Origin of the sequence: Plantibacter sp. lyk4-40-MEA-4, from assembly GCF_030209415.1 — a bacterium.
In the GTDB taxonomy this organism is placed as follows: domain Bacteria; phylum Actinomycetota; class Actinomycetes; order Actinomycetales; family Microbacteriaceae; genus Plantibacter; species Plantibacter flavus_A.
In genome coordinates this window covers 14,430-39,914 of record NZ_JARVSA010000001.1, presented here as the reverse complement: position 1 = coordinate 39,914, position 25,485 = coordinate 14,430, and the positions used below count along the sequence as shown (strand labels likewise).

The following is a 25,485-nucleotide window of genomic DNA, read 5'->3' as shown; positions in this document are numbered from 1 at the left end:
CCGCGCGTCGGGACGAGGTGGTTGCGATCCGTATCGTCTCCGGACATGACGAGAGCCGGTCGCAGAGGCTACGACCGGCTCTCTTTCCCTTGCACCAAGAGTGTCCTGCAATCACATTCCGTCAGCTGCCACAGCAAAACAACTAACGTTCCAAAACCATATAACGGATCGGTAACGAGCGGTAGTTATCAGAACGTTATTTTTACTGGGAGTTGTCCGAGTGCGCTACCAGCGCGGAGCGCGAACGCAGGACGAACCCCAGGAAGCCGGACGCAAGCCGATCCGCGTTCCTGTCGCAGCGCGGACCTCCTGCCGTCGGGTCAGTCCTGGGAGCCGCTCGGGACGACGTCGATCACGCGGACGGTGATGGACGGGGCGCCCTCGCCGGGGGACGAGGGGAGCCGGTCCGCGATGGCGCGGTGGACCGCCTGCGCGACGGCGGGGGAGGCCGCCTCAGCTGCCACGGAGATGTTGGTGTGGACGGTCAGGACGCCTCTGACGCGCCTGACGCTCACCCGTGTCTGCTGGTCGGTCGAGCCGAGCAGTGCTCCGACGCCCTCCTTGGCGGCCCGGAGCAGCGTGGGCTCGACGGCGGTCAACCCCTCGACGCCCGGTACCGCCAGCACCACGTCGTCGAGTGAGCTCGCGAGCGCTCCGAGATCGTCGTCCGTCTCCGTCAGGTCATGCATCGTCCCCCACCTCTCCGATCTCGTCGGCCTCGAAGTGCAGGTCGTCGACGACGATGTCGAGTCCTGCCACGACGAGGTCCGTGTGCTGCTGGAGGCTGGCTGCGACCTCCTCGCGGAACAGCGAGACCGTCTCGGCGACCGACTTGCCCCAACCGATGCTCACGGTGACATGGAGCATGATCGGTTCGCCGACCACGGTGACGTCGCCCTCGAGCACGCAGCGACCCACGAGCACGCCGGGGGTGCGGTCGCCGGCACCGCGGACCAGCCCGCGGACCGTGCCCTCCGTGATGACGAGCGCCGCGTCGTCGTCGGATGCGGCGAACGGGATGTCGCGCCCGGCCTTCGCCTCGCGGCCGATGTTCTCCATGATCCCGCGGATCCAGTCCTGGTCGAGCGCGGTGACCGCCGCCTCGTCCGCCTCCCGCAAGGGCGTGGCCAGCGCGCGGACACGTCGAAGCGACCGGAGGATCCGCTGGCATTCCGGTGAGTCGTCGATCGACGGGTCGGCCGGCAGCATGTCGCGTTCGAGGTAATCCGTGAGGGCGTCGATGCCGTGCGCGCAGCCGCTCGGCTCACCCGGTCCGGGGCCCGGAATATCGGTGTTCATCGCCACCCCTCCATCTCCTTGACCAGTGTCGCCCGAGCCCGTGCGAGACTCCCTCGGACGCTGGCGACGCTCTGCCCCAGTTGTTCGGCGATCTCCTCGTACGAGTATCCGCCGATCTCTCGGAGCACCCAAGCCTGGTGCTGTCCGTGCGGCAGTCTGTCGAGTGCTGCTGACAGTGCTCCCAGCTGCGACGATGCCTCGGCCTTCCGTTCGGGTCCGTCGCGCTCCGGGGCCTCGATGATGGCGTCGTCGGTCGACTCGGTGTCCTTGCGCTGCCGCATGAGGTCGATCGCCCGACGGCTGACGATGCGCATCAGCCAGCTCTTGACCATCGCGCCGTCCTCGAGCGTGTCGATCCGCTTCCAGGCCGAGATGAGCGCCTCCTGGACGACGTCGTCGCCGTCCGCCGAGGAACGCGTGAGTCGCACGGCGTACGCCTTCATCATCCGGCCGTAGCGCGTGATGAGCACCTGGAACGCGCGGGTGTCGCCGTCGACGCACCGTTCGACGAGGGTGCGGTCGGTCGCCTGCTCGAGGAGGCCGGCCGATGTGCGCACTGGATCAGCTCCCACCGTCGCACCACCTCTCTGTTCCGGCCCGAGACGACTTCCGCCGATTTCGTCGTACCGGACCGTGACATCAGCGGGTCGGGCTCCGTCTCACTACTGTAGGCACAGAGCGGCGGTCCATGTGAACGCCCCCCAGCACCACGACGGCATCATCACCGAGGAGACCGCACCATGAAGACCCCCAAACTCCGGTTGCCCGGGTTCTCCTCCACCCCGGAGGAACGCGAAGCCAGGCGCGCCAAGCACCAGGAAGCCAAGCAGGAGCGCGCGGCGAAGGCCGCCGCATCCTCCCCGCCGTCGGCCGCCGTGGTCGCCGCCCTCCAGCCGTCGGCTCCGAGCGTCCGTATCAACGCGTTCCGGATCGGTCTCGTGGGTGGCATCGGCGTCCTCGTCGCGCTCGTGATCGGGAGCATCGTGTCGCAGCTCAGCACCACGCTGATCTACGTCGGCGTCGCGCTCTTCATCGCGCTCGGCCTCGACCCGCTCGTGTCATGGCTCGAGCAGAAGCTGCCGCGTGGCCTCGCCATCGCCGTCGTCTTCCTCGCCGTGATCGGCGCGTTCGTCGGGATCATCTTCGCCATCGTGCCGTTGCTCGTGACGCAGATCTCGAACTTCGTGAGCGACTACCCCCGGATCTCCCAGCAGTTCCTCAACAGTGACTTCGTCGCGTGGGTGCAGAACACGATCGGGAACACGCTCGACATCGACTCGGCGCTCAACGACGCGTTCTCCTTCCTCAAGGACCCCAACAACCTGCTGAACATCGGTGGCGGCATCGTCGCGGTCGGAGCGGGGGTCGCGTCGGGCATCACCGGCTCGATCATCGTCCTCATCCTGACCCTCTACTTCCTCGCCTCCCTGCGGTCGATGAAGGCCGTCACGTACCGATTCCTCCCCGCCTACCGCCGCGAGGGCTTCGCGCAGGTGCTCGAGGAGATCACCCAGGCCGTCGGGCGCTACGTGGTCGGACAGGTCGGACTCGCCTTGGTCAACGGCGTGCTGAGCTTCATCTTCCTCAGCATCATCGGAGCGCCGTTCCCGCCGCTGCTCGCCCTGCTGGCGTTCATCGGATCGATGATCCCGCTCGTCGGCACGCTCAGCGCCTCGATCGTGAACAGTGCGCTCTGCCTCTTCGTCTCGCCGGTGACCGCACTCATCGCGATCATCTACTACCTGATCTACATGCAGATCGAGGCGTACTTCCTCAGCCCGCGCATCATGAACAAGGCGGTCGCCGTCCCCGGAGCCCTCGTCGTGATCGCGGCGTTCGGTGGCGGCGCCCTCGGTGGCATCCTCGGCGCCCTCGTCGCGATCCCGGTCGCCGCGTCGATCATCATCATCGTGCAGAAGGTCGTCTTCCCGAGCCAGGACTCCAAAGTGGTACCGGAGAACAAACTCGGTGACGCCGAGACGGCGGCCGTCGGCACGAGTGCGGCGGCGAAGTGATGGCGGCCACGTCGTTCCCGGCCCTTGCGGCCGGCGCCCTGCTGCTGTCGGGTACAGCCGGTGTCGTCGCGCAGTCCGCCCGCACTGCGGTCGACATCGACATCCCCACGATCAGTGTCACGCCGTACCAGGCGATCGGCATCCCGATCGCGCTTGTCGGAGCGTTCTTCCTCGCGGTCGGGACGCAGTTGCAGTCCCGCGGTGTCGGCAAGGTGGAGGCGGCGTCGTCGGCCTTCGGTCTGAAGCAGCTGCCGCAGCTCCTCGGGCGTCCGTCCTGGCTCATCGGGACGCTGCTCCTCGGCCTGGCGATCGTGTTCCAGCTCGTCGCGCTCGGTTTCGCTCCGCTCATCGTCGTGCAGCCCCTCGGGGCGATCGCCCTGGTGATCACGGCGCTCCTGAACGCCAGGGTCACCCGGGTGAAGATCACGAAGGAGCAGACCCGCGCGATGGTGCTGTGCGTCGCCGGTATCGGTCTCTTCGTCATCGTCGCGGCGCTGTACGCGGTGGAGGAGCCGATCCGTCAGCCGCAGCTCATCATCATCCTCATCATGCTCGCGGTCGTGACCGCTGCACTCGCGGCGGCGTACGCCCTGTGGCGACGGAAGCTGCACACCGTCTTCTACGTGGTCGCAGCCGGTGTGCTGTACGGCTTCGTCGTCACGCTCGCGAAGGTGGTCATCAACCGGGTGATCACGCAGAACTTCGAGGGACTCACCGTCGTCGGCATCATCGGCCTGCTCGTGGCCGCCGGGCTCGGTGGCTTCTTCGTCCAGAAGGCGCACCAGAGCGGGCAGCCGGACCTCGTGGTCGCCGGACTCACCGTCGTCGACCCGCTCGTCGCGGTCGGCATCGGCGTCGTGGTGCTGGGCGAGGCTTCGAACGCCCCCTGGTACGCCCTCGTGCTGTTCGTCGTCGCCGGAGCGGTGGCCGTGTTCGGCGTCTGGAAGCTCGCGATGCGACCGGTCCCGGCTCCCGGCGACAAGCCGAAGAAGCCCCGCGTCATCTGACGGAGAACGTTCGACGGGCCCGGTGAGTGGTACACCCACGCACCGGGCCCGTCGTCTCGTCGGTGGGGCCGCCGAACCGGCTCAGAACAGGTCGGGCGACGGGGTGCTGGCGTAGCGGATGGAGACGTCCGCGTGGCGGTCGAAGCGGTAGCCGACACCGCGCACGGTGCGGACGATGTCCTCGTAGCGGCCGAGCTTGGCGCGGAGGCGACGAACGTGGACGTCGATGGTCCGCTCGTTCGGAACCTCTTCGTCGTCGCCGGCGCGCCACAGTGAGGAGATGAGCTCCGCGCGCTCGATCGTGCGTCCCTCGCGGAGGACGAGGTACTGGAGGAGCTCGAACTCCTTGTACGTGAGCGGCGCGGCCTCGTTGTCGAGGACGAGGCGCTTCCGGGAGATGTCGACGACGACACCCGCGTGGGCACGGTCCTGCTCCTCCTCGTCGACCTCGTCGCGGTGGGCCGCGAGTGCCGAGGGGTCCTGCAGGGCGAGCCGGACGACGTCGAGGTCGCGTCCGCCGGCACCGCGCGGGGCCAGTGCGACGGCTGCGTGCGTCTCGGCCTCCGGGGCGAACTGGGCGGTCAGGGCCTTGATGGCCTCGACGATCTCACCGAGGCTCGTGCCGGCGGCCGCCGCCTTCGCCTCGTCGAGGCCGACGTAGAGGACGAAGCCTCGGGCTTCGGGGCCGGCCGGAACGGCACGGACGTGCGGGGTCGCGGCCCGAGGTGCGTCCTCGACGGCGGCGAGCTGGCGGGTGGGGCGGGTGGTCTGAACGGCTGCAAGAGACATGGGTGCGAGGTCCTCGGGAGTGATGATGCTGCGACGGATCGTGCGCGGTGCGCTCGGGGTGATCCCGCTTGCCGGTGGGCAGTTGCGGTCCCGCGATCCGGGAAGTGGCGCGTCGGCCGGGTGCGGACGGGGTGCGTCCGGGAGTCGGCTCACCTGGTGGGGGAGCGGCGGACTCGGAGGTGCTGGGAGCAGTGGAGCGGATCCGTGTGGATCGCTACCGGTGCTGGAGGAGTCGGATCAGCGACACATTCGACAGCACATGACAGCGCGGCCGGGCATCATCATGCCGGCGTTCCCAGGGGCCTCGAAGGAGGTCGGGGTGGGCGCGTTGGTCGTCATAGTCCGCAATACAACAGGAATCCCCCGGATCCTGTCAAGTGCGAGCGGAAGATGACGTTCTGTTACTCGGGGATTGCCAGCTGGCGGCACAACTGAGATGAGGCGGATCGCCGTCCATCGCGGGGATGGACGGCGATCCGCCTCATGTCGGCGGGAGCAGGGGTCAGACGACGCCGTAGAGGCGGTCGCCGGCGTCGCCGAGGCCGGGGACGATGTACCCGTTCTCGTCGAGCTTCTCATCGAGGGCGCCGAGGACGATGGTGACGTCCTTGCCTGCCGTCTCGGCCTCGAGGCGCTCGAGACCCTCGGGGGCGGCGAGCAGGCAGATGGCGGTGACGTGCATCGCACCGCGCTGGAAGAGGAAGTCGATCGCCGCCGCGAGCGAGCCACCGGTCGCGAGCATCGGGTCGAGCACGAAGCACTGGCGGTCGGACAGATCGTCGGGGAGGCGTTCCGCGTAGGTGGTGGGTTCGAGGGTCTCCTCGTTCCGCACCATGCCGAGGAAGCCGACCTCGGCGGTGGGGAGCAGCTTCACCATGCCCTCCAGCATGCCGAGGCCGGCCCGCAGGATCGGGACCACGAGCGGACGCGGCTCGCTGATCTTGACGCCGACCGTCTCGGTGACGGGCGTCTGGATCGTGATCTCCTCGACCGTGACGCCGCGCGTCGCCTCGTAGGCGAGCAACGTGACGAGCTCCTCGGTGAGGGCACGGAACACCGGTGAGGGTGTCGTCTTGTCGCGCAGCACCGTGAGCTTGTGGGTGATGAGTGGGTGGTCGGCTACGTGCACTCGCATACGATCAATCTAGTCGCTCGCGCGGCGACCAGGATTTCGGGGAGATGACGGATGCACGCACCGGCCGAGTTCGCCGTGTGGATGGGCCTCGCCGTCGCCGAGGCCGAGGCGGCCCTCGCCAGCGACGACGTCCCGGTGGGCGCGGTCCTCGTCGCCCCGGACGGCACGGTCGTCTCCGTCGGGCGCAACGAGCGCGAGCTGCACACCGACCCGACCGCCCACGCCGAGGTGGTCGCCATCCGGGCTGCCGCGGCCGCGCTCGACGACTGGCACCTCACGGAGCTGACGCTCGTCGTCACGCTCGAGCCCTGCGTGATGTGCGCCGGCGCCATCCTCGCCGCCCGGATCCCAAGGGTCGTCTTCGGGGCCTGGGACGAGAAGGCCGGTGCGGTCGGATCCGTCTACGACGTCCTGCGAGACCGGCGACTGCAGCACCGCGTCGAGGTCTACGCGGGCGTGGAGGCCGAACGCTGCTCGACGCTCCTCACCGACTTCTTCCGGGGCGCGGACGGCGTCGGAGCCTCCTGAGGGCGCAGGCGGCCCCGGAGATCTCCATGCGTCGACAGGATCGCTGACCGGATGCGGCTGCTCCCAGCACTTCCGGAGCCCGTTGTCGGCGGGTGATGGCAGGATCGCAGGATGCAACCCGGCGTGATCCTCGACATCATCCTCGTCGTCGTCCTGATCGGCTTCCTGATCCGCGGGTGGCGTGCGGGGCTCCTCGGGAGCCTCGGCGGGCTCGTCGGGCTGGCGGCCGGTGGCGTCGGCGCGTTCTTCGCGATCCCGCTCGTCGCCTCGTGGGTGCCGGACGCGGCCTGGCGTGGCTGGGCGGCCGTGGCGGCGGCGGTGGTCGTCCTCGCCGTCGGCTACACGATCGGTGCGTTCATCGGCGGGGCCATCGGCTCCGTCGTCCGCAAGACCCCGCTGCGCGGCCTGGAACGGCTGCTCGGCGCCGCCCTCAATCTCGTCGTCACCGCGCTCGTCCTCGTGACGGCGGCCCTCGGTGTCGGCTCCCTCGGCATCCCGCTACTCGCCCAGGCGGTCGGGTCGTCCGCGGTGATCGGCACGATCGACCGCGTCACGCCCGTGGAGGTGAAGAGCACGCTCGCGCAGCTCCGCTCCACGGTGGTCGACGGTGGGGCCCAACGCGTCATCGAGGCGTTCGGCGGAACCGCGGACGTCCCCGCCGCCCCGCAGCTCGACACCTCGACGCCGGCGCTGCAGACGGCCTCCGCGTCCGTGGTGCGCATCAGCGGCACGGCCGAGTCCTGCTCGCGGAGCCTCACCGGGAGCGGCTTCGTGTTCGCCGACGACCTGGTCATGACGAACGCGCACGTCCTCGCCGGCGTGACGAATCCGGTCGTCGAAGTCCCGGGGGCCATGCCCAGGGAAGGACGGATCGTCTACTTCGATCCGGTCGACGACCTCGCCGTCATCCGCGTCGACGATCTCGGCGCCCGATCGCTGCCGCTCGCACCGAATCCGGCTCCCGGCTCGAACGCCGTCGTCGCCGGGTATCCGTTCGGCGGGCCGTACACGGCCGGCGGCGCCCAGGTCATCCTGGTGGGGCCGAGCCTCGTCGCCGACATCAGTGGGAACAACCCGACGAGTCGTCAGGTCGTGACGCTGTCGGGCACGGTGCAGCCGGGCAACTCCGGTGGCCCGCTCCTCACCGAGTCCGGTGAAGTGGCCGGCGTGATCTTCGCCCGCGACGCGAACTCCGCGCCGGTCGGGTACGCGCTCGCGATGGACGAGGTCCTGCCCGTCGTCGCGCTCGCCGGGTCGCTCCAGTCCGCGGTCCCGTCAGGCGCCTGCCTCGCCGACTGACGCGGCCGGGCACGTGCCGACGAGCATGCAGGTGCCTAGACTCGCAGGGTGAGTGAAACGATCAGCCTGCCCAGCATCGCCATCCTCGGAGCCGGTTCGATGGGAGGGGCCGTCCTCCGCGGTCTCGTCCAGCCGGGTGTCGAGGTCGACGGTGGCATCACGGTGACGAACCGGACGATCGCCAAGGCGGAGGCTCTGGCCGAGCTGCCGGGCGTGACCTCGATCGCCCTCGAGCAGGACGCCGACGGCAACCGGCGGGCGGCAGCCGCGGCGAAGATCGTCCTGATCGGCGTGAAGCCCTACATGGTGGCCGACCTCCTCGCCGAGATCGCCGACACCTTGCAGCCGGGCACGATCGTCGTGAGCCTTGCGGCCGGCATCCGCGGTGCGGCCTTCGAGGCCGCCCTGCCGGAGTCGGTCTCGGTGTTGCGTTCCATGCCGAACACCCCGTCCTACGTGGGGCTCGGCGTCACCGGGCTCGCGCCGGGCACCCGGTCGAGCGAGGACGACCTCGCCGTCGTCACCGCGCTCTTCGAGACCGTCGGCCAGGTGGTCGTCATCCCCGAATCGAAGATCGACGCCCTCAGCGCCATCTCCGGTTCCGGTCCGGCGTACGTCTACTACCTCATCGAGGAACTCACCCGGACGGCGATCGGCCTCGGGTTCACGCCGGAGCAGGCGTCCGTGATGGTCGACGGCACCTTCCGTGGTGCGACGGAACTCCTCGCGACGACGGGGGAGAGCGCCGAGCAGCTGCGGATCAATGTCACGAGCCCCAAGGGGACGACGGAACGGGCGCTCGCCGTGCTCGCCGAGGCGGGTTTCAGCGAGACGTTCGATCGCGCCGCTGCGGCCGCCATCGCCCGCGCCGAGGAGCTGTCGGCGTCCTGACGGCGGCGACCCGATCAGTCGAAGGACCGCACGAAGCAGTCGAGGCCGGGTCTGCCGTCCCAGGACGCGACCGCGACGAAGCCGGACCGCCGGTAGAGCGCGATCGCGGCGGAGCGCCAGTGCCACACGGAGAGACGGACGGCGTCGTCGCCCCGCTGCCGGGAAACGGTCGTCGCAGCCTCGAGCAGGGTTGCGGCCACGCCCCGGCGACGGGCGCGCGGGTCGACCCAGAGTCGCTTGAGCTCCGGCGACGGGCCCTCCGTCAGGACGACGCAGCCGAGCACCCGGTCGTCCTCGACGGCCAGGAGGACCTCGTCGGAGGCGAAGGCCGTGCCCGGGTCGGTGATCTCGGCGCGGTAGCTGTCGGGGAGGGTGGTCGTCGGAGCGGGCTCGTCCGGACGCGGCTCTCGCCCGAGGAGTTTCTCGTGCTCGGTCCGACGGTGGTACTCCTCGAGCAGCTCGGCGAATCGCTCGCGCCGATGGGCCGGAGCATCGGCCCGGCGTTCCACGACGATCATTCGCCGCCCGTCTCGTCGAGCCCGAGGACGAGCAGCAGCCGGTCGAGCGCGGCGAGCTGGGCAGCGGCGTCGTAGTGGTCGTCGTCGGCTGTGCTCAGGGTGCTGACGCCCTCGATGAATCCGACGACGGCGGTGGCCGTCGCGGCGACCTCGGCCTCGGTGAGCTCGGGGCGGATCTCGGCCACGAGGCGGCGGGTGCGCGCGACGAACACGCCGTGACCCGCACGGTGCCGTTCGGCGAGCACCGCGTCGTCGAGTGCCGCCGCGAGGTAACCGAGCCAGACCCGTGCCTCCTGGCGCGTCTCGTCCGTGAGGGACAGGGCCTGCCGGAGGACAGCGCGCAGGGCGTCACGCGGGGTCGCGGCCGCGGCTTCGAGCGCCTCGGTCCGCGCCGCCGTCCGCTCGTGGAGCAGGTCGCGAGCGTGCAGCAGGAGCGCGCGCTTGTCGGGGAAGCGATGCAGGACGAGACCGGTCGTGCACCCGGCCCGCTCCGCGACCGCGCGGAGGGTCAACCCGTGCGGCCCGCGTTCGCCCAGCACCTCCCAGACCGCGCGCGAGATCCGCGCCTGGGCATCGGGGTCCTTCGTCCTGGCCATGTCGTCACCACCTCGGAACCGATGTTACCGTAATGCTTGTTACGGAATGACTGGAGAACACGAATGACGATCAGGATCAGCCGGGTGGCTTGGGACGACGAGGCGGGCACCGCGCTGCGGGCCGCCCAGCGCCGCGAACTCGACGCCCGCTACGGGAGCGACGATCACGAACCCGGCACACCGCCGACCGCAGCCGACATCACGCTCTTCCTGCTCGCCAGCGACGTCGACGACACCCCGCTGGGCTGCGGCGGCCTGCGGATGCTCGGTGAGGACCGGGCGGAGATCAAACGCATGTTCGTCGTGCAGCAGGCCAGGGGGACCGGCGTCGCCACCGCGCTCCTGCGGGCTCTGGAGGACGAAGCGCGGTCGCTGGGTCTCGGTGAGCTCCTCCTCGAGACCGGCACGGAACAGCCGGACGCGATGCGGTTCTACGAGCGCGAGGGATACCACCCGATCGAGGCGTTCGGGCCGTACGTCGACGAGCCGCAGTCACGCTGTTACGCGCGCAGCCTCACCTGAGGAGGCTTCAGCCCTCGAGCGAGGCGAAGCGCTCGATGTCGGCCGACGTGCCGGAGACGATGATGAGGTCGTGGTTCGACACGACGGTGTCGGCGGTCGCGTAGGTGAAGGGCTTCCCCGGTGACTTCACCCCGACGACGGTGATCCGGTACTTCGTCCGGACACCCGACTCCGTCAGGTTCAGCCCGCGGATGGGCTTCGGCGGGTACATCTTGACGAGCGCGAAGTCGTCGTCGAACTGGATGAAGTCGAGCATGCGGCCCGAAACGAGGTGGGCGACGCGTTCGCCGGCCTCGCGCTCGGGGTAGATGACGTGGCTCGCCCCCACGCGGGCGAGGATCTTGCCGTGCGACTGCGAGACGGCCTTGGCCCAGATCTGCGGGATCTTGAGGTCGACGAGGTTGGCGGTGATGAGCACGCTCGCCTCGATCGAGGAACCGACCGCGACGACCGCGACCGAGAAGTCCTGCGCGCCGATCTGGCGGAGCGCCTCGATGTTCTTCGCGTCGGCCTGCACGGTGTGCGTGACCCGGTCGGACCACTTCTGCACGAGGTCGGAGTTGTCGTCGATCGCGAGCACCTCGCGGTCGAGCCGGTCGAGTTCGCCGGCGCAGGCCGCACCGAACCGACCGAGTCCGATGACGAGGACCGGGGCGTCGTGCTTGATGCGGTCAACCAACGATGGGCCTCTCTTCGGGACGTTTGAACAGCTGCCCGCTCTGACTCGCGGCCACGGCTGCAGCGAGTGTCACTGTACCAACGCGGCCCAGGAACATGGTGACGGCGAGGACGTACACCCCGGCGTCGGGCAGGTCCGCGACGAGGCCGGTGCTCAGCCCGACGGTCGCGAAGGCGGAGATGACGTCGAACAGCACGTGGTCGAGCGGAGCCTTGGTGATCTGCAGGATGACGATCGTCGACAGGGCCACGATCGTCGCGCCCCAGAGGACGACGCTCACGGCGACGCGGAGCACGTCCTGCGGGATGCGCCGGCGGAAGACCTCCACACCCTCGCGGCCGCGGGCCTCGGCGAACGCCGCCAGGAACAGGACGGCGAGCGTCGTGACCTTGATCCCGCCGGCGGTCGAGGCGGAGCCGCCGCCGATGAACATGAGCATGTCGGCGACGAGCAGGGTCGAGCCGTTGAGGTCGCCGATGTCCACGGTGGAGAAGCCGCCCGACCGCGTCATGGCCGACAGGAAGAACCCCTGGAAGATCGTGTCCCAGAGGTTCCACTTGTTCCAGGTCTCGGGGTTGTTGAATTCGAGCAGGATGAAGGCGAGCGCCCCGGCGAAGAACAGGATGATCGTCGTGACGAGCGTGAGCTTGACGTGCAGCGACCAGCGGCTCGGCCGACGGAAGTTGCGGCTCAGCGCGTAGATGACCGGGAAGCCGATGCTGCCGAGGAAGACCCCGAGCATGAGGATGCTGAGGAACCAGTAGTCGTTCTCGAACGCCGCGAGGCCCTCGGCGTTCGGTGTGAAGCCGGTGTTGGTGAAGGCCATGGCCGCGTAGTAGACGCTGTTCCAGGCGGCGTCCCAGGGGTTGATGCCGTCGAGCAGCATGCGCGGGAAGAGCAGGACCGCCAGTGCCGCCTCGATCACGAGCGCACTGACGGCGACGGTGACGAGCAGGTTGCCGATCTCCCCGAGGCGGACCGCCTGACCCTCGGCGACGGGACCGTGGTGCGACCGCAGCGGGTTCGTGTCGCTCGCCGCCATGAGCTTCTGGCGGAGTCCGAGTCGTCGGGCGATCACGAACCCGAGGATCGAGGCCAGGGTCAGGACGCCGAGCGCGCCGATCTGGACGCCGATGAACACGAGCACGTGACCGAAGAGCGACCAGTGGGTCGCCATGTCGACGGTCGAGAGCCCGGTGACGCAGATGACGGAGACCGCGGTGAAGAGCGCGTCGGCGATCGGGGTCACCTGGCGGTCGGCGCTCGCGATGGGGAGTGAGAACAACATCGTGAAGACGAAGATCAGGAAGCTGAACACGAGGATGGCGAACCGGGAGGTCGACTTCGCCGCGAAGTCGCTGACGGCCTCCCGGACCCTCGCGAGGCCGTGGCGCACGATGATCTCGGGACGACGCCCCATGGCATTGCCGCTCATCTGACCCCTCAACACCTCAGGACTGCGCCGGAGGCAATGGTACTCCGTGCGCTCCATCACTATCGTTGGACCATGGCCGACATTTTCGACGTGATCGCTGACACCACCAGGCGGGACATCCTCGCGCTGCTGCTCGAACGGCACGGTGGCACCGGGACGAGCGTCTCCGAGATCGTCGCGCAGCTCGGCCTCAGCCAACCGACGGTGTCGAAACACCTCAAGGTCCTGCGCGAAGCAGAGCTCGTGGAGGTGCGCGAGGAGGGGCAGCACCGCTACTACAGCCTGGACTCGGCGCCGCTCGAGGACGTGGAGGACTGGCTCATCCCGTTCCTCAGCGTCGACTACCAGGACGACGGCGTCGATTTCGCGGCGTTGTCGCTGCCGGACCAGGCCAAGGCGGTCGCCGGGTCGGTCGGCAAGGTCGCGGCGGACGTGACCCACGCGGTGCAGTCGGTCACGAAGAAGCTCCGCCCCTAGCCCGGCCTCGCATACCGTTCACACAGGGGATGTACAGGGCGGGCGTCGGACCTCTAGAGTTGCCATGCGGCGTTCCGGTCCTCGGGGCGCCGTTCAAGCAGGTTTCCAGAGGCGTAGGAGGGGTTCGATGACGCAGGACACTGCCGACGTCCGCTTCCTCACCGTGGCCGAAGTCGCCGAGATGATGCGGGTGTCCAAGATGACCGTGTATCGCCTGGTGCATTCGGGGGAACTCCCGGCCATCCGGTTCGGGAAGTCGTTCCGAGTGCCGGAGACCGCCGTCGACGCCGTCCGGCAGCGCCCGGTCGCCGACGCCGGCTGAGGCGTTCCCCGCTCCTAGCAGCCTGCAGGCGTACGGCGTGTGAACGACGCGCGCTGCAATCGGCTAGACTGGCAACAAGACTTGTTCTCTTCGGTCGCGATCCCTGCGGCCAAGCCCCCCAATTCTGTGAGGTAAATCCGTGGGTTCTGTTATCAAGAAGCGCCGCAAGCGTATGGCGAAGAAGAAGCACCGCAAGCTGCTTCGCAAGACCCGTCACCAGCGCCGCAACAAGAAGTAGCCGGCTGCTCCGTTCGGAGCACCTGACGACTCTTCGTCCACCGGAAGCGCCTGCCCAATGGGGTACGGCGCTTTCTGGCGTTGTCGAGGTGATCGTCTCGTCGCCGGCCGTGGCGTGGGATCCCGCGGGTCGAGCGGCGTCGAGGTTCCTCCACAGGCGAGGCCGGAGGGGACTGATCCACAGCGCGTCGCGGCACGCGATCCGTCGGCCCGAGATCGTCGGCGGTCCTTCGTACCGTGTTCGCATGACCCGCGATCTTCCTCCAACCGCCCGCCGCAACCGACGCGAGCTCGCGTACCGGGTGCCGTTCGTCGTCGAACGAGACGACGCGCCTCGCTATCGACTCCGGAACGTCGGTGACGAAGCCGTGCACTGGGTCGTGCTGCGCCTGAACGGGCCCGGACTCCTCGCCCCATTGGAACCGTGCCGCCTGACGCCTGGCAGCGCCCTGGAGTTCGAGGTGTTGGGAACCGAGTTGGCCCGCGCGACCAGTGTGCAGGTGTCCTGGTTCCGTCCCGGCGGTCACCAGTACCTCTGGCGGGTCACCTTCTGACGGACGCCATCCGGTGGAGGGGAATGGTCTCCGATGCGCGGGTCAGCGTTCCTGATCGCGTCGAGCGGCCAGCAGGTCGCGGGCCGTCAGCTTGTGCGCCCGGCCCGGGTACATGTCCGCGTTGAGGCCCGTGATGAACGGGGCCGGGTCGAGGTCGAGCGCGGTACTCAGTCGGACGAGCGTCTCCACGCTCGGGTGCACCTGCCCTCGCTCGATCTTGCCGATGTTCGTCCAGTGCATCCCCGCCAACACGCCCAGGTCCTCGAGGGTCAGCTGTCGCTCGTTGCGGGCGGCCCGCAACCGCTCGCCGAGGATGGTCGCGGCTTCCGAATGTGTAGGCATCACTCAATGACAACGGACCTCGACCGGTGCATGCCAGAGCGTCTGAGTCGGGTGGATCCGCAACCTATGGTTCTCGATCCTGGGTTCAACGGCATCATCATTCCGGCATCGTCCCAGATGTCGTCGAGAAACACCACACGTGTCGGGTCCCTGGACGTGCTCCGACCTCGGGCACCCCGTACAGTTGAGGAGGTGTCCACTCTGCACGTCACGCTCATCGGCAAGCCCGGCTGTCACCTCTGCGACGACGCGCGAGCCGTGATCGACGAGGTGGTCGCAGGCCTCCCGTCCGACGGCCCCACGATCGAACGCGAGGAGCTCTCGATCCTCGACGATCCGGCGCTCCACGACCGCCACTGGGAGGAGATCCCCGTCGTCCTCATCGACGGCAGGGTCCACAACTACTGGCGCATCGACCCCGACCGCCTGCGGTCCGCGCTGCTCGCCGACTGATCCGCACGACCATCCATCAACATCGACCCTTGGGGGCCCAGTGACCATCCGCCACATCGTCAGCTGGAAGCTGGCAGCAACGGACGAGGCCGAGCGCGACGCGGCCTTCGCCACGATGCAGTCCGAACTCGAGGCACTCGCCGGGTTCATGCCGGACGACATTGAGCGCCTCCAGGTCGGGCGCAACATCGCCTACCCGGAGAGCAACTGGGACGTCGTGCTGGTCGGCGACTACCCGAGCCTCGAAGCCTTGGAGCGCTACCAGGTCCACCCGGAGCATGTCCGCGTGGTGCAGATCGTCCGCCAGCTCGTGGTCGAGCGCTCCGCGGTCGACTTCCAGCTCGACTGAGCCCGGCGCCCGCAGGACTCAGGCCATGACGCCGACGGCCACGGTGCCGTCGAGCTCGTCGTCGCGGACGATCGACGCCGTGAGGCCCGCCGCCCGCATGAGCGTTGCGGTCTCGGGAGCCTGACGTTCGCTCGTCTCGATCAGGATGGCGCCGGTCGGAGCGAGCCAGTCCGGGGCCTGCGCGATGATCCGACGCTGCACGTCGAGCCCGTCGGCACCGCCGTCGAGCGCGATCACGGCCTCGTGCTCCCGAGCCTCCGGGGGCATCGTCACCATCGACGCCGTCGGGACGTAGGGGGCGTTCGCGAGCAGGACATCGACGCGCCCCGCGAGCACCCCGGGCAGCCCGTCGAACAGGTCTCCGCGCAGGGCGTGCCCACCGAGCGGCTCGAGGTTGCGCTGTGCGCAGTCCACCGCGGCGAGGTCGATGTCCGACGCCCAGACGTCGATGGGGCCGGGCGCCTCGGTGAGGAGCGCACTCCCGACGGCCGCGGCACCGCAGCAGAGCTCGACGACCACCGAACCGTTCCGGAGGCGCGGGAGGGCGACGTCGACCAGGAGCTCGGTGCGTCGCCTCGGCACGAAGACCCCGTCCTCGACGACAACCCGGCGGCCCCGGAACGCGACCCAGCCGAGGACATGCTCGAGCGGCCGGCCGGCGACCCGTGCCGCGACCATCCGTTCGAGTCGATCCGGATCATCCGATTCGGCGAGGAGGAGAGCCGCCTCGTCCTCGGCGAAGACGCACCCCGCCGCACGAAGGCGCAGAACCACGGATTCGGCGGTCGCGTTCATCTGGCCTACACCCCTCGCCCACCTGCGACGGACACCGCACGGTCGGTGCGAGTCACGCTACCGTCGCGTCCGGGCTCGCACCAGACCGGTGGTCAGAGCTGTTCTGCTGCGGCGAGCACGCCGGGCAGCCAGGCGAGCGCGACGTCCTTCTTGCGCTCGAACCCGCCGTCGTCGTGCAGACCGAACTCACCGAACCGGGTCGCGCCGTGCTCGGTGAGCAGGGCGTCGAGCAGCGAGCTGCCCTGGTTGTACGTGTCCTCGTAGCTGCTGTCGCCCAGCCCGAAGATGGCGTACCGGAGCCCGTCGAGTTCCACGTCGGACTCCTCGAGCGCCTCGTAGAAGATCTGGCCGGTCTCACCGAGGAGGCCGTCGCCGTACGTCGACGTGATGAAGATGTGGATCTCGTCGGTCGACAGCTCCGCGGGGTCGACGTCGCCGAGGTCGACGACGCGCCACTGGTGCTGCGAGCCGATGGCTTTGCCGAGGTCGCCGGCGAGGCGTTCGGCGTTGCCGGATTCGGTCCCGTACAGGATGACGATCTGCATGGCGTCCTTCTTGCGGGGTTACGGGGCGAGGCGGGTCGGGCCGCGGAACAGGTAGGTGACCTCGCGGATGGAGGTCTCGTGCAGCATGAGCATGAGCACGCGGGCGAGGCCCATGCCGAAGCCGCCGTGCGCCGGGACGCCGTAGCGGAAGAAGTCGAGGTAGAACTCGAGCTCCTCGGGCTCCAGACCCTTCTCCTTGGCCTGCTCGACGAGGACGTCGACGCGATGCTCGCGCTGCGCGCCCGTGGAGATCTCGACGCCGTTGTAGATGAGGTCGTAGCTGTTCGTGAGCGACCCGTCCTCGGCGTTGCGCATGTGGTAGAACGGCCGGATGCTCGACGCGTAGTCGGTCAGGAAGACGAAGTCGTGACCGAACGTCTCCTTGACGTAGGCCGCGATCTGACGCTCGCCCTCGGGGTCCATGTCGTCGTCGGCGCGGGGGATCTCGTAGCCGCGTTCGGCGACGATGCGCTTGGCCTCGGCCAGCGGGATGCGCGGGAACGGACGCGACGGGACCTCGAGCTCGATGCCGAAGAGCTCGGAGATCTGCTCGCCGTGCTTGTCCTTGACCGCCGTGAAGCCGGCGACGAGGAGCTCCTCGTGAAGCTGCATGACGTCCTCGTGGGACTCGATCCAGCTGATCTCGGCGTCGACGCTCGTGAACTCGGTCGCGTGTCGGCTGGTGAACGACGGGTCGGCGCGGAATGCGGGTCCGACCTCGAACACCTTGCCGAAGCCGGCGGACTGCGCCATCTGCTTGAAGAACTGCGGGGACTGCGCGAGGTACGCCTTGCCCTCGAAGTAGTCGACCTCGAAGAGCTCGGCGCGCGACTCGCTCGCGCTCGCCATGAGCTTCGGGGTGTGGATCTCGATGAAGTCGTTGTCGATCCAGTACTGACGCAGTGCGTGCTCGAACGTCGTCTGGATGCGGAAGATCAGTGCCTGCTTCGGCTGGCGCAGGTCGAGGAAGCGCCAGTCGAGCCGCTTGTCGAGCGAGGAGTCCGCAGCGATCGGCGTCTCGGGGTTGGCGGCGGTGACGACCTCGAGCGTGGCGACCTTGACCTCGATGCCGCCGAGCTTGACACGCTCGTCGTGCTTGAGCTCACCGGTGACGGTGATGAAGGAGCCGTGCGCGAGGGCGGAGATCGCCTCGGTGGTGGCGAGGCGGTCGGCGGAGCCCTCGACCTCCGGGTCGACCTCGCGGACGGCCGGGTTCACCAGCTGGACGGCGCCGCTCTCGTCGCGGAGGACGACGAACTGCACCTTCTTCTGGTCGCGGACGGTCTCGACCCATCCGGAGACGGTGACGGGACCGTCGGACAGGGCGGCCAGGTTCTTCACAACGACGCGTTCACTCACCCCGACAGCTTAGCCGTCGCTCGTGGCTCCGACCTGGACGGAGGTCACGGTGAATCCGCAGCTTGGGGAAACGTACACTTGGAGGGTGGTAGCCGACCAGATCCATCTCGTGCGTCACGGCGAGGTGCACAATCCTTCTCGTGTGCTCTACGGTCGACTCCCCGCATTCCGACTGTCCGAGCTCGGCGAGCGCATGGCGCAGGCGGCCGCAGACGACCTCGTGAGCCGCGATCGCACGGTGGGTGCGCTCTACGCGTCCCCCTTGCAGCGCACGCAGGAGTCCGCCGCGCCGGTCGCCGCCGCGTTCGGGCTCGCCGTCGTCTCCGAGCCGCGCGTGATCGAACCGTTCAACGAGTTCGAGGGGAAGCGCATGAGCCGCGCCCTGAAGAACCCGCTCAACTGGCCCAAGCTCCGCAACCCGTCCCGTCCGAGCTGGGGTGAGCCGTACGCGTCGATCGTCAACCGCATGACCGCGGCCGTCGAGGACGCCTGGCGCGCGACGCCGTCCGGCGACGTGGTCATCGTCAGCCACCAGCTGCCCATCTGGATGCTGCACAGCTCTGTGGTCGGGGCGCCCTATCGTCACGACCCGCGGAAGCGACGGTGCGCCCTGTCGAGCATCACCAGCTTCGAGCGGACCGAGCAGGGCTTCGTCGAGGTCGGCTACGTCGATCCGGCGGCTCGTCTCGCGTCCGGTGCGACCGATGTCGGGGCCGTCTGATGGCCCGCAGATCCAGGACGTTCGCCGTCGCCGCCGTGCTGGCCGTCGGGGCGCTCCTGCTCACGGCGTGCGGGAGCGATCCGCTCGCCGAGCAGTATCGCGAGGGCAGCAGCAAGGGGTACGTCGCGGGCGACGGCAGCGTGACCGAGGTCGCGCTCGACGACCGTGGCGAGTCGATCAGCTTCTCGGGCGTCGGCGAGGACGGCGAGCAGATCTCCTCCGCGGACCACGCGGGCCAGGTCATGGTCGTGAACTTCTGGTACGCCGCCTGCGCACCCTGCCGCGCGGAGGCGAAGGATCTGCAGGCGCTCAACGAGGCGTACACCGACCAGGGCGCCACCTTCATCGGGGTCAACGTCCGCGACACCGCCGACACCGCGAAGGCGTTCAACGGCACCTTCGGCATCACCTACCCCTCCATCCTCGACGTCGACAGCGGGGAGGCGAAGCTCGCCTTCACGGGCAGCGTCCCGCCGAACGCGGTGCCGACCACCATCGTCCTCGACGCCCAAGGTCGGGTCGCCGCACGCATCCTCGGGCAGCTGCAGGACCGCACCATCCTCGACACCCTCATCCGCGACACGATCGCCGAGAGCGCCCCAGAGTGACCCCCGGCGAGCTCGTCTACGGCGGCCAGCTCCTCGTGGCGATCCCGATCGCCATCGCGGCCGGTCTGCTGTCCTTCCTCTCGCCGTGCGTCCTGCCGCTCGTCCCCGGCTATCTCGGATACGTCGGCGGCATGACGACGGTGGAGGAAGGGCGCTCCGGTGCGGGTCGCCGGCGCGTGTTGCTCGGCGTCAGTCTCTTCATCCTCGGCTTCACCGTCGTGTTCGTGGCGATCGCGGCGTTCGTCGGGACGATCGGCGCCTGGTTCGTCGAGTGGGAGGGCGTCATCACCCGCGTCCTCGGTGCGGTCGTCATCCTCATGGGGCTCATCTTCATCGGCCAGTTCTCCCGGCTGCAGCGCACGGTGCGCACCAGCTGGGCACCCGCCACCGGCCTCGCCGGCGCACCGCTGCTCGGCTTCGTCTTCGCCATCGGCTGGACGCCCTGCCTCGGCCCGACGCTCACCGCGATCAGCGCGCTCTCCCTCTCGGGCGGCTCCGCGTGGCGCGGAGCACTCCTCGGGCTGTTCTACTGCCTCGGTCTCGGCATCCCCTTCCTGCTCGTCGCGCTCGGACTCGGTTGGGTCACGGGGTCGTTGGCGTTCCTCAAACGGCACATCCGCACGATCAACATCATCGGCGGCGTGCTCCTCATCGTGATCGGTGTGTTGATGGTGTCTGGTCTCTGGTCCGCTTGGATGTACTCGTTGCAGGGGGTGATGAGCGGCCTTGTCACGCCCCTCTGATCACATCGACTCCGCCGCACCGGCTCCGGCCGACGGCATCAATCAGCCGAAGCTCGGGTTCGTCGGTTGGCTCCGCTTCTTCTGGCGTCAGCTCACGAGCATGCGCACGGCGCTCTTCCTGCTGCTGCTGCTCGCCATCGCCGCGGTGCCCGGATCGCTCGTCCCGCAACGGTCGAGCGACCCGAACGGCGTCACCCAGTACTTCACCGACAACCCGGACCTCGCGCCCATCCTCGACAAGGTGCAGGCGTTCGACGTCTACAGTTCGGCCTGGTTCTCCGCGATCTACCTGCTGCTGTTCATCTCGCTCATCGGCTGTGTGATCCCGCGGACGAAGCACCACTGGCTCGCCCTGCGCTCCCGCCCGCCGCGGACGCCCGCGCGCCTGTCTCGGCTCTCCGCGTTCGAGCGTCGCAGCGACGACAGCGGCGCGACCGCCGCCGAGCTCATCGACGACGCGACGAAGCAGTTGAAGCGCCAGGGCTACCGTGTCGAGCGTTACGACGCCGAGGGGTCCGCATCGGTGTCCGCCGAGCGCGGCTTCCTCCGCGAGACCGGCAACCTCGTGTTCCACTCGGCCCTCGTCGGCATCCTCGTGACGGTCGGCTTCGGCGGCGGCTTCGGCTTCTCCGGTCAGCGCGTGCTCGTCGAGGGACAGACCTTCGTCAACACCCTGCTCGACTACGACTCCTTCAACCCCGGCCGCTTCTTCAACGAGTCGGAGCTGGCCCCCTACAAGTTGACGCTCGACGAGTTCGGCGTCACCTACGAGACCGAGAACCTCGACGCGTACGGTCAGGCGATCGACTACCGCGCGAAGGTCACGACGACCTCGCCCGGCGGGAAGCCGCAGGACGCGACGATCAAGGTCAACGATCCGCTGCGGTTCGAGGGCACCGACGTCTACCTGCTCGGCAACGGCTACGCGCCGACGATCACCGTCCGTGATCCCGAGGGCAAGGTCGTGTTCAGCGACTCCATCCCGTTCCTGCCGCAGGACGCCCAGCTCACCTCGCTCGGCATCGTCAAGGTCCCGGACGGTCTGGCTGAGCAGCTCGGCATGATCGGGTTCTTCTATCCGACGCAGGCCGCGTCCAAGCCGCCGTTCTTCTCGTCCTATCCCGACCTCGCCTACCCGGTGCTGACGCTCAACGTCTACTCCGGCGACCTCGGTATCAACGCCGGTGCTCCGAAGTCGGTCTACGCGCTCGACGTCGACGACATGAAGCAGCTCACGGGCGGCGACACCGGCGTCGAGTCGATCGAACTCACGCCTGGCCAGATCACGGACCTCCCCGACGGCCTCGGCACGGTGTCCTTCGACAACGTCGCCGCCAACCCGTCGACCGAGAACTACGCCGGCTCCGTCAAGCGGTTCGCCTCGTTCGACGTGCACCACGACCCGACCCAGCTCTGGGTGCTCGCGTTCGCCATCCTCGCCCTGTCCGGCCTCATCACCTCGCTCTTCGTCGCCAGACGCCGCGTCTGGGTGAAGGCCGTGACCGGGAGCGACGGCACCGTCTCCCTCGAATACGCCGGGCTCGCCCGCGGCGAGGACCCCGGCCTCGAAGCGGCCGTCGCGGCGATCGCCGAAGCGCACAGTCCAACGCCTGTCCCGTCCGAACCCGAAGGTAGAATCACCCCGTGACCCTCGTCGAAATCTCGAACCTCTGCCTCTGGTCGGCCGTCGCCGTCTACGCGCTGGCGTTCATCGCCTTCACGTTCGACCTCGCGCGCCGCAGCGCCGAGGTCACCGCGGCGATCGACGCGGCCGAGCGGGCCGAGCTGGAACGGTCGGCAGCCGCCGAGGAACGCGTCGGCGCACTCGCCTCCGCGGCGTCGCGGACCGCCGCACCGATCGTCACGAGCGACGGCGTCCCGCGCAAGACCCGCCGTCCCGCGGACGAGCCCGAGCAGCAGGCGTCGCGCAAGTCGCCGAGCCTCCGGGTCGGGGTCTCGCTCACGGTCATCGCCTTCCTGCTCCACCTCGTCGCGGACGTGACGCGCGGTATCGCCGCCGGTCGTGTCCCGTGGGCGAACATGTACGAGTTCGCGATGACGGGCACGCTGCTCATCGTCGCGGTGTTCCTCGTGGTCATCGCGCGCGTGGACCTCCGGTTCCTCGGCAGCTTCGTGATCGGCCTCGTGACCGTGCTCCTCGGCCTTGCGACCGCGAACTTCTACGTCGAGGTCGTGCCGCTGCCGCCGGCGCTGCAGTCGGCGTGGCTCGTCATCCACGTGTTCGTCGCGAGCCTCGGTACGGCGTTCTTCGCCATCGGCTTCGCGTTGAGCGTCGTGCAGCTCCTGCAGGGGCGTCGTGAGCGTCGGCTCGGGCTCGTGCAGCCCACCCAGGGCTCCGGGCGTCTCCGCTTCCTGCTCACCCTTCCGAACGCGGAGCGTCTCGAGAACCTCGCCTACCGCGTCAACATCATCGGCTTCATCTTCTGGACGTTCACGCTCATGGCCGGCGCCATCTGGGCGGAGCGCGCCTGGGGTCGATACTGGGGCTGGGACACCAAGGAGGTGTGGACCTTCATCATCTGGGTGATCTTCGCCGGGTACATCCACGCCCGGGCGACGCGCGGCTGGCGCGGATCACGGGCGGCCACGCTCGCGATCATCGGCTTCAGCGCCGTGATGTTCAACTTCGTCGTCGTGAACGTGTTCTTCAAGGGTCTGCACGCCTACAGCGGTCTGTAGGTCTCCGACGCACCGGTCCCTGAGCCTGTCGAAGGGCTAGCCGAGCAACGCGTGGGTGCGGCGGAGTCGGTCGAGCCACCACGCCGTGCGCTCCGGTGACGCCGTGAAACGCTCGAGGAGATCGGCGTCCACCTCGACGCGCCGGACGGCGATGCCGCCGTCCACGGGATCGAGCGGGGCGGTCGTCACGTCGCCGCCGAGGAGCGCGGTGGTGGCGAGCCCGCAGTCGTAGTCGAGTTCCGGCAGGGCCGCCGCGAGGTGGGCACCCATGGAGATGCCGACGGAGGTGTCCAGCGCGCTCGAGACGACGATCGGCAGGCCGGCCTCGCCCGCGATGCGGAGCGCGGCGTGCACGCCGCCGAGGGGCTGCGCCTTGACGACGAGCAGGTCTGCGGCGCCGGCGCGAGCCACGGCCAGGGGGTCCTCGGCTTTGCGGACGCTCTCGTCCGCCGCGATGGCGACGTCCAGGGAGGAGACCCGTTCCCGGACCTCGGCGAGTTCCGCGACGGTCGCGCAGGGCTGCTCGACGTACTCGAGGTCGAAGGGTTCGAGGGCGCGGATGGCGTGTTCGGCCTCGTCGACGTTCCAGTTGGTGTTGGCGTCCACACGGAGTCGACCCTCGGGTCCGATGGCCCGCCGGACGGCGGCGACGCGCGCGACGTCGTCAGCGAGCACCTGCCCGCGCTCGGCGACCTTCACCTTCGCAGTGCGGCAGCCCGGGAAGCGGGAGAGGATCGACGGGACGTCCGCCGCATCCACGGCCGGAACCGTGGCGTTCACGAGGATGCGATCCCGGTGGAGGGGCGGGAGGTCCGACCAGCCGAAGTCGATGGCGGCCCGGAGCCACGCGGCCGACTCCTGGTCGTCGTACTCGACGAAGGGGGAGAACTCCGTCCACCCGGCTGGCCCGCGGAAGAGCACGGCCTCGCGGGTGTCGATGCCCCGGAACCGGACGCGGAGGGGGATGGAGACCACGCGGGCGGTGGCGAGGACGTCGTCGAGGTTCGCTTGCATGTCCCCATCCTGCACCCGGACGTCGGGAGCCGTCGCGGGACGCCCGTGACACAATCGATCCCGTGCCGCTGTTCTCCCGACGCAAGCCGATGCCCGGCGAGCGGCGAAGCGTGCCCGCGGACGAACCCACCGCCTTCTCGGTGCCCGAGCCGATCTTCGAGCCGAGCCCCGAGGCCGGGGTGCCCCCGGTGATCGAGGAAGCGCCTGGCGGATCCTCAGGCGAGCCGCGCGATCCGAACGCCCCGCCGATCCCCGGGGCACCGCCGGTGGCCGCGTCCTCGACCGCGCGAGTGCCAGCCGCCCCGGAGCGCACGCCCGAGGAGCTGGAGGCGGAGACCGCCAGGTTCCGGCGTCCGGGGTCCCGAGGACGACGGACACCGCGGGAGCCTGTATCGCGGAAGCCGTCGTCGCGTCGGCGACGGAAGGCGGCGGAACGCGCGGCCACCTCGCAACCGAAGGTCGCGGCGATCCCCGCCGACGACGGCGAGCGGACTCCGGCGGCGCACCCGCCTGCCGCCGGTGCATCCCCGACGGGGTGGGACGAGCTCGGCGCGCGGAGTCGGGGTGTCGTCGCCTCCTTCTCGCCGCTCGCCCTGCTCGGCGCGGTGGTGGCGGTGACGCTCTTCACCGTCCTGCTGGCCGTCAGCTACCGGCCCGGCGAGGGGGCCTGGGCCATCCTCGCGGCGTTCGCCCTCGTCGTCGTCGTGCAGATCGTGCTGCTCGTCGGGAGTGTCATCGTCATCCGCCGGAAGGTGCGGCGCCGCTGGGGCGTGCTGGCGCTGGTACTCCTCCTGGTCGTCAATCCGGCCACGGCGATGGCGGTCGGAGGTCTCTCCACGGACCGGGCGGGGGACGGCTCCTCCGCCGGCGGCAGCGGCGACGAGGAGCACGACCCGATCTGGGACACCTACCCTGGGTCCGCCTACGTCGACGCGAAGGAGACCCTCGACGGGCCGAGCTACGAGGACTTCGTCGGGACGTCCGACGAGATGCTCGCGGAGATCCGGACGGCGTTGACCGCGGAGTTCGGATTCGACTGGGTGGAGCGACAGCCCGCCGAGACGGAAGTCGATCAGAACGGGTACGGCGGGGACTCCATGCTCTTCGAGTACACGGCGCCGGTGTGGCAGACGACGACGACCGTGCGCACCTTCGAGGAGAAGTCGCGGGTGGTCGAGCTCATCCGACAGGTCCTGCTCCGCTACGGCATCGCGAACCTCGACATGCAGAACGCGCCGTCCTCCTGGCGTGAGCCGGGCGAGCTCACCGAACGGTACGGTGGCGAGACCCTCGACACCCAGGCGCTGTGGGATCTGCACACCTACAACGCCATCACGGGGGCCGGCGACTTCCGGACGAGCATCGTCGATCTCACGCTCGACTCGGCCGGCACGGTCGCGAAGGACCGCGAGTTCGACGTCGACTACTCCGACATGGCGGCGGAGGGCATCGAGCTGCACCTCGACTCCTACGCGCTCCTGAAGGAGGCGGACCGCGCCGACTACCTGGAGGCGCTCAAGCCCTACGCGGACCTCGACAAGCCGAAGTAGTGC

The 25,485-nt window shown here is 69.2% G+C and carries 32 protein-coding genes; 18 read left to right on the top strand and 14 right to left on the bottom strand.

The genetic code is table 11. The annotated features are described in order from the left end of the window. Positions 1-320: 320 nt before the first annotated feature. The 3 genes from QRN44_RS00225 to QRN44_RS00215 are packed head-to-tail and all read right to left on the bottom strand — an operon-like array spanning position 321 to position 1,856. Positions 321-689 (bottom strand): hypothetical protein, encoded by a 369-nt coding sequence (locus tag QRN44_RS00225; RefSeq protein WP_175117267.1) that lies wholly within the window; start codon positions 687-689, stop codon positions 321-323. After that, positions 682-1,299: an Asp23/Gls24 family envelope stress response protein gene (locus QRN44_RS00220; protein ID WP_285037974.1), complete on the bottom strand. Its 618-nt coding sequence runs from the start codon at positions 1,297-1,299 to the stop codon at positions 682-684. The genes QRN44_RS00225 and QRN44_RS00220 overlap by 8 nt, the downstream gene beginning before the upstream one ends. After that, a complete protein-coding gene (locus QRN44_RS00215; protein ID WP_079003304.1) occupies positions 1,296-1,856 on the bottom strand; it encodes an RNA polymerase sigma factor in 561 nt (186 codons plus the stop codon). The genes QRN44_RS00220 and QRN44_RS00215 overlap by 4 nt, the downstream gene beginning before the upstream one ends. A 183-nt stretch (positions 1,857-2,039) precedes the next feature. Here QRN44_RS00215 and QRN44_RS00210 point away from each other — a divergent pair, with 183 nt between their 5' ends. Then, complete coding sequence (locus tag QRN44_RS00210) at positions 2,040-3,314, top strand: AI-2E family transporter (RefSeq protein ID WP_064294622.1); 1,275 nt, start codon at positions 2,040-2,042, stop codon at positions 3,312-3,314. Beyond that, positions 3,314-4,321 (top strand): DMT family transporter, encoded by a 1,008-nt coding sequence (locus QRN44_RS00205; RefSeq protein WP_285037973.1) that lies wholly within the window; start codon positions 3,314-3,316, stop codon positions 4,319-4,321. The genes QRN44_RS00210 and QRN44_RS00205 overlap by 1 nt, the downstream gene beginning before the upstream one ends. Before the next feature lie 81 nt (positions 4,322-4,402). Here the strand turns inward: QRN44_RS00205 and QRN44_RS00200 are convergent, their stop codons facing one another. Then, entirely contained in the window at positions 4,403-5,110 is a 708-nt protein-coding gene (locus tag QRN44_RS00200; RefSeq protein ID WP_079003301.1) for a winged helix-turn-helix domain-containing protein, read from the bottom strand. A gap of 502 nt (positions 5,111-5,612) precedes the next feature. Next, positions 5,613-6,245, bottom strand: a complete 633-nt coding sequence (gene upp, locus QRN44_RS00195; protein ID WP_064294620.1) for a uracil phosphoribosyltransferase — start codon at positions 6,243-6,245, stop codon at positions 5,613-5,615. A gap of 51 nt (positions 6,246-6,296) precedes the next feature. Between upp and tadA the strand changes: the two genes are divergently transcribed. The 3 genes from tadA to proC all read left to right on the top strand — a co-directional run bounded on the left by tadA (position 6,297) and on the right by proC (position 8,963). Continuing rightward, positions 6,297-6,773: a tRNA adenosine(34) deaminase TadA gene (tadA, locus tag QRN44_RS00190; RefSeq protein ID WP_121292611.1), complete on the top strand. Its 477-nt coding sequence runs from the start codon at positions 6,297-6,299 to the stop codon at positions 6,771-6,773. 111 nt (positions 6,774-6,884) lie between these two features. Continuing rightward, positions 6,885-8,072 (top strand): MarP family serine protease, encoded by a 1,188-nt coding sequence (locus QRN44_RS00185; protein WP_285037972.1) that lies wholly within the window; start codon positions 6,885-6,887, stop codon positions 8,070-8,072. 48 nt (positions 8,073-8,120) lie between these two features. Beyond that, positions 8,121-8,963, top strand: a complete 843-nt coding sequence (proC, locus tag QRN44_RS00180; RefSeq protein WP_285037971.1) for a pyrroline-5-carboxylate reductase — start codon at positions 8,121-8,123, stop codon at positions 8,961-8,963. Between the two features lie 14 nt (positions 8,964-8,977). Here the strand turns inward: proC and QRN44_RS00175 are convergent, their stop codons facing one another. Both QRN44_RS00175 and QRN44_RS00170 read right to left on the bottom strand, forming a co-directional pair. After that, a complete protein-coding gene (locus tag QRN44_RS00175) occupies positions 8,978-9,481 on the bottom strand; it encodes a GNAT family N-acetyltransferase (RefSeq protein ID WP_285037970.1) in 504 nt (167 codons plus the stop codon). Further along, positions 9,478-10,077 carry a TetR/AcrR family transcriptional regulator gene (locus QRN44_RS00170; protein WP_285037969.1) on the bottom strand — a complete coding sequence of 200 codons (600 nt, stop codon included), beginning with the start codon at positions 10,075-10,077 and terminating at the stop codon, positions 9,478-9,480. The genes QRN44_RS00175 and QRN44_RS00170 overlap by 4 nt, the downstream gene beginning before the upstream one ends. Positions 10,078-10,140: 63 nt before the next feature. Between QRN44_RS00170 and QRN44_RS00165 the strand changes: the two genes are divergently transcribed. Further along, positions 10,141-10,599, top strand: coding sequence for a GNAT family N-acetyltransferase (locus QRN44_RS00165; RefSeq protein ID WP_285037968.1), 459 nt, complete (start codon positions 10,141-10,143; stop codon positions 10,597-10,599). A gap of 7 nt (positions 10,600-10,606) precedes the next feature. Here QRN44_RS00165 and QRN44_RS00160 read toward each other — a convergent pair whose 3' ends face one another. Both QRN44_RS00160 and QRN44_RS00155 read right to left on the bottom strand, forming a co-directional pair. Further along, positions 10,607-11,278 (bottom strand): potassium channel family protein, encoded by a 672-nt coding sequence (locus QRN44_RS00160; RefSeq protein ID WP_056013885.1) that lies wholly within the window; start codon positions 11,276-11,278, stop codon positions 10,607-10,609. Further along, a complete protein-coding gene (locus tag QRN44_RS00155; RefSeq protein ID WP_064294614.1) occupies positions 11,271-12,713 on the bottom strand; it encodes a TrkH family potassium uptake protein in 1,443 nt (480 codons plus the stop codon). The genes QRN44_RS00160 and QRN44_RS00155 overlap by 8 nt, the downstream gene beginning before the upstream one ends. A gap of 72 nt (positions 12,714-12,785) precedes the next feature. Here QRN44_RS00155 and QRN44_RS00150 point away from each other — a divergent pair, with 72 nt between their 5' ends. The 4 genes from QRN44_RS00150 (at position 12,786) to QRN44_RS00135 (ending at position 14,303) form a co-directional block, all read left to right on the top strand. Further along, entirely contained in the window at positions 12,786-13,190 is a 405-nt protein-coding gene (locus QRN44_RS00150) for an ArsR/SmtB family transcription factor (protein WP_064294613.1), read from the top strand. Positions 13,191-13,317: 127 nt separating this feature from the next. Further along, positions 13,318-13,512 (top strand): helix-turn-helix domain-containing protein, encoded by a 195-nt coding sequence (locus tag QRN44_RS00145; protein WP_064294612.1) that lies wholly within the window; start codon positions 13,318-13,320, stop codon positions 13,510-13,512. Between the two features lie 139 nt (positions 13,513-13,651). Further along, positions 13,652-13,750 carry a 30S ribosomal protein bS22 gene (locus tag QRN44_RS00140; RefSeq protein WP_003792170.1) on the top strand — a complete coding sequence of 33 codons (99 nt, stop codon included), beginning with the start codon at positions 13,652-13,654 and terminating at the stop codon, positions 13,748-13,750. A gap of 244 nt (positions 13,751-13,994) precedes the next feature. Next, positions 13,995-14,303 carry a hypothetical protein gene (locus tag QRN44_RS00135; RefSeq protein WP_064294611.1) on the top strand — a complete coding sequence of 103 codons (309 nt, stop codon included), beginning with the start codon at positions 13,995-13,997 and terminating at the stop codon, positions 14,301-14,303. 42 nt (positions 14,304-14,345) lie between these two features. On the opposite strand, the gene QRN44_RS00130 is transcribed toward QRN44_RS00135, so the two are convergent. Continuing rightward, positions 14,346-14,645, bottom strand: a complete 300-nt coding sequence (locus QRN44_RS00130) for a helix-turn-helix domain-containing protein (RefSeq protein WP_064294610.1) — start codon at positions 14,643-14,645, stop codon at positions 14,346-14,348. Positions 14,646-14,837: 192 nt separating this feature from the next. On the opposite strand from QRN44_RS00130, the gene QRN44_RS00125 reads away from it, so the two are divergent. Beyond that, complete coding sequence (locus QRN44_RS00125; protein WP_064294609.1) at positions 14,838-15,098, top strand: glutaredoxin family protein; 261 nt, start codon at positions 14,838-14,840, stop codon at positions 15,096-15,098. A 40-nt stretch (positions 15,099-15,138) separates the two neighbouring features. Further along, entirely contained in the window at positions 15,139-15,447 is a 309-nt protein-coding gene (locus QRN44_RS00120) for a Dabb family protein (protein WP_064294608.1), read from the top strand. An 18-nt stretch (positions 15,448-15,465) separates the two neighbouring features. Here QRN44_RS00120 and QRN44_RS00115 read toward each other — a convergent pair whose 3' ends face one another. The 3 genes from QRN44_RS00115 to aspS all read right to left on the bottom strand — a co-directional run bounded on the left by QRN44_RS00115 (position 15,466) and on the right by aspS (position 18,146). Continuing rightward, entirely contained in the window at positions 15,466-16,242 is a 777-nt protein-coding gene (locus tag QRN44_RS00115; RefSeq protein WP_285037967.1) for a putative protein N(5)-glutamine methyltransferase, read from the bottom strand. Between the two features lie 92 nt (positions 16,243-16,334). Continuing rightward, the gene (locus tag QRN44_RS00110; RefSeq protein WP_079003292.1) at positions 16,335-16,787 is read right to left on the bottom strand and encodes a flavodoxin domain-containing protein; all 453 of its coding nucleotides are present in this window, start codon (positions 16,785-16,787) and stop codon (positions 16,335-16,337) included. 18 nt (positions 16,788-16,805) lie between these two features. Next, a complete protein-coding gene (aspS, locus tag QRN44_RS00105) occupies positions 16,806-18,146 on the bottom strand; it encodes an aspartate--tRNA(Asn) ligase (protein WP_064294605.1) in 1,341 nt (446 codons plus the stop codon). Between the two features lie 85 nt (positions 18,147-18,231). Between aspS and QRN44_RS00100 the strand changes: the two genes are divergently transcribed. From QRN44_RS00100 to ccsB, 5 genes are read left to right on the top strand one after another with little or no spacing between them, the layout of a single operon-like run. Then, positions 18,232-18,867 (top strand): histidine phosphatase family protein, encoded by a 636-nt coding sequence (locus QRN44_RS00100; RefSeq protein WP_285037966.1) that lies wholly within the window; start codon positions 18,232-18,234, stop codon positions 18,865-18,867. Then, entirely contained in the window at positions 18,867-19,475 is a 609-nt protein-coding gene (locus QRN44_RS00095) for a TlpA family protein disulfide reductase (RefSeq protein WP_121292629.1), read from the top strand. Before QRN44_RS00100 ends, QRN44_RS00095 begins: the two co-directional genes overlap by 1 nt. Then, positions 19,472-20,218 (top strand): cytochrome c biogenesis CcdA family protein, encoded by a 747-nt coding sequence (locus QRN44_RS00090; RefSeq protein WP_064294602.1) that lies wholly within the window; start codon positions 19,472-19,474, stop codon positions 20,216-20,218. Before QRN44_RS00095 ends, QRN44_RS00090 begins: the two co-directional genes overlap by 4 nt. Continuing rightward, the gene (gene resB / locus QRN44_RS00085; RefSeq protein ID WP_285037965.1) at positions 20,202-21,866 is read left to right on the top strand and encodes a cytochrome c biogenesis protein ResB; all 1,665 of its coding nucleotides are present in this window, start codon (positions 20,202-20,204) and stop codon (positions 21,864-21,866) included. Before QRN44_RS00090 ends, resB begins: the two co-directional genes overlap by 17 nt. Beyond that, positions 21,863-22,918 carry a c-type cytochrome biogenesis protein CcsB gene (gene ccsB, locus QRN44_RS00080; RefSeq protein WP_285037964.1) on the top strand — a complete coding sequence of 352 codons (1,056 nt, stop codon included), beginning with the start codon at positions 21,863-21,865 and terminating at the stop codon, positions 22,916-22,918. The genes resB and ccsB overlap by 4 nt, the downstream gene beginning before the upstream one ends. A 36-nt stretch (positions 22,919-22,954) precedes the next feature. Here the strand turns inward: ccsB and QRN44_RS00075 are convergent, their stop codons facing one another. Beyond that, positions 22,955-23,932 (bottom strand): o-succinylbenzoate synthase, encoded by a 978-nt coding sequence (locus QRN44_RS00075; RefSeq protein WP_285037963.1) that lies wholly within the window; start codon positions 23,930-23,932, stop codon positions 22,955-22,957. Between the two features lie 62 nt (positions 23,933-23,994). Between QRN44_RS00075 and QRN44_RS00070 the strand changes: the two genes are divergently transcribed. Next, positions 23,995-25,482, top strand: a complete 1,488-nt coding sequence (locus QRN44_RS00070) for a hypothetical protein (RefSeq protein WP_285037962.1) — start codon at positions 23,995-23,997, stop codon at positions 25,480-25,482. The last annotated feature ends 3 nt before the right edge of the window (positions 25,483-25,485 follow it).

Excerpts from the sequence above, each read along its gene's own strand:
- QRN44_RS00110 (WP_079003292.1), bottom strand. The coding sequence starts at position 16,787 with ATGCAGATCGTCATCCTGTACGGGACCGAATCCGGCAACGCCGAACGC.
- QRN44_RS00115 (WP_285037967.1), bottom strand. The coding sequence starts at position 16,242 with ATGAACGCGACCGCCGAATCCGTGGTTCTGCGCCTTCGTGCGGCGGGG.
- QRN44_RS00145 (WP_064294612.1), top strand. The coding sequence starts at position 13,318 with ATGACGCAGGACACTGCCGACGTCCGCTTCCTCACCGTGGCCGAAGTC.
- QRN44_RS00200 (WP_079003301.1), bottom strand. The coding sequence starts at position 5,110 with ATGTCTCTTGCAGCCGTTCAGACCACCCGCCCCACCCGCCAGCTCGCC.
- QRN44_RS00130 (WP_064294610.1), bottom strand. The coding sequence starts at position 14,645 with ATGCCTACACATTCGGAAGCCGCGACCATCCTCGGCGAGCGGTTGCGG.
- QRN44_RS00225 (WP_175117267.1), bottom strand. The coding sequence starts at position 689 with ATGCATGACCTGACGGAGACGGACGACGATCTCGGAGCGCTCGCGAGC.
- upp (WP_064294620.1), bottom strand. The coding sequence starts at position 6,245 with ATGCGAGTGCACGTAGCCGACCACCCACTCATCACCCACAAGCTCACG.
- QRN44_RS00175 (WP_285037970.1), bottom strand. The coding sequence starts at position 9,481 with ATGATCGTCGTGGAACGCCGGGCCGATGCTCCGGCCCATCGGCGCGAG.
- QRN44_RS00165 (WP_285037968.1), top strand. The coding sequence starts at position 10,141 with ATGACGATCAGGATCAGCCGGGTGGCTTGGGACGACGAGGCGGGCACC.
- QRN44_RS00220 (WP_285037974.1), bottom strand. The coding sequence starts at position 1,299 with ATGAACACCGATATTCCGGGCCCCGGACCGGGTGAGCCGAGCGGCTGC.
- QRN44_RS00205 (WP_285037973.1), top strand. The coding sequence starts at position 3,314 with ATGGCGGCCACGTCGTTCCCGGCCCTTGCGGCCGGCGCCCTGCTGCTG.
- QRN44_RS00210 (WP_064294622.1), top strand. The coding sequence starts at position 2,040 with ATGAAGACCCCCAAACTCCGGTTGCCCGGGTTCTCCTCCACCCCGGAG.
- tadA (WP_121292611.1), top strand. The coding sequence starts at position 6,297 with ATGCACGCACCGGCCGAGTTCGCCGTGTGGATGGGCCTCGCCGTCGCC.
- QRN44_RS00150 (WP_064294613.1), top strand. The coding sequence starts at position 12,786 with ATGGCCGACATTTTCGACGTGATCGCTGACACCACCAGGCGGGACATC.
- QRN44_RS00095 (WP_121292629.1), top strand. The coding sequence starts at position 18,867 with ATGGCCCGCAGATCCAGGACGTTCGCCGTCGCCGCCGTGCTGGCCGTC.
- QRN44_RS00170 (WP_285037969.1), bottom strand. The coding sequence starts at position 10,077 with ATGGCCAGGACGAAGGACCCCGATGCCCAGGCGCGGATCTCGCGCGCG.
- QRN44_RS00075 (WP_285037963.1), bottom strand. The coding sequence starts at position 23,932 with ATGCAAGCGAACCTCGACGACGTCCTCGCCACCGCCCGCGTGGTCTCC.
- QRN44_RS00135 (WP_064294611.1), top strand. The coding sequence starts at position 13,995 with ATGACCCGCGATCTTCCTCCAACCGCCCGCCGCAACCGACGCGAGCTC.
- QRN44_RS00155 (WP_064294614.1), bottom strand. The coding sequence starts at position 12,713 with ATGAGCGGCAATGCCATGGGGCGTCGTCCCGAGATCATCGTGCGCCAC.
- QRN44_RS00185 (WP_285037972.1), top strand. The coding sequence starts at position 6,885 with ATGCAACCCGGCGTGATCCTCGACATCATCCTCGTCGTCGTCCTGATC.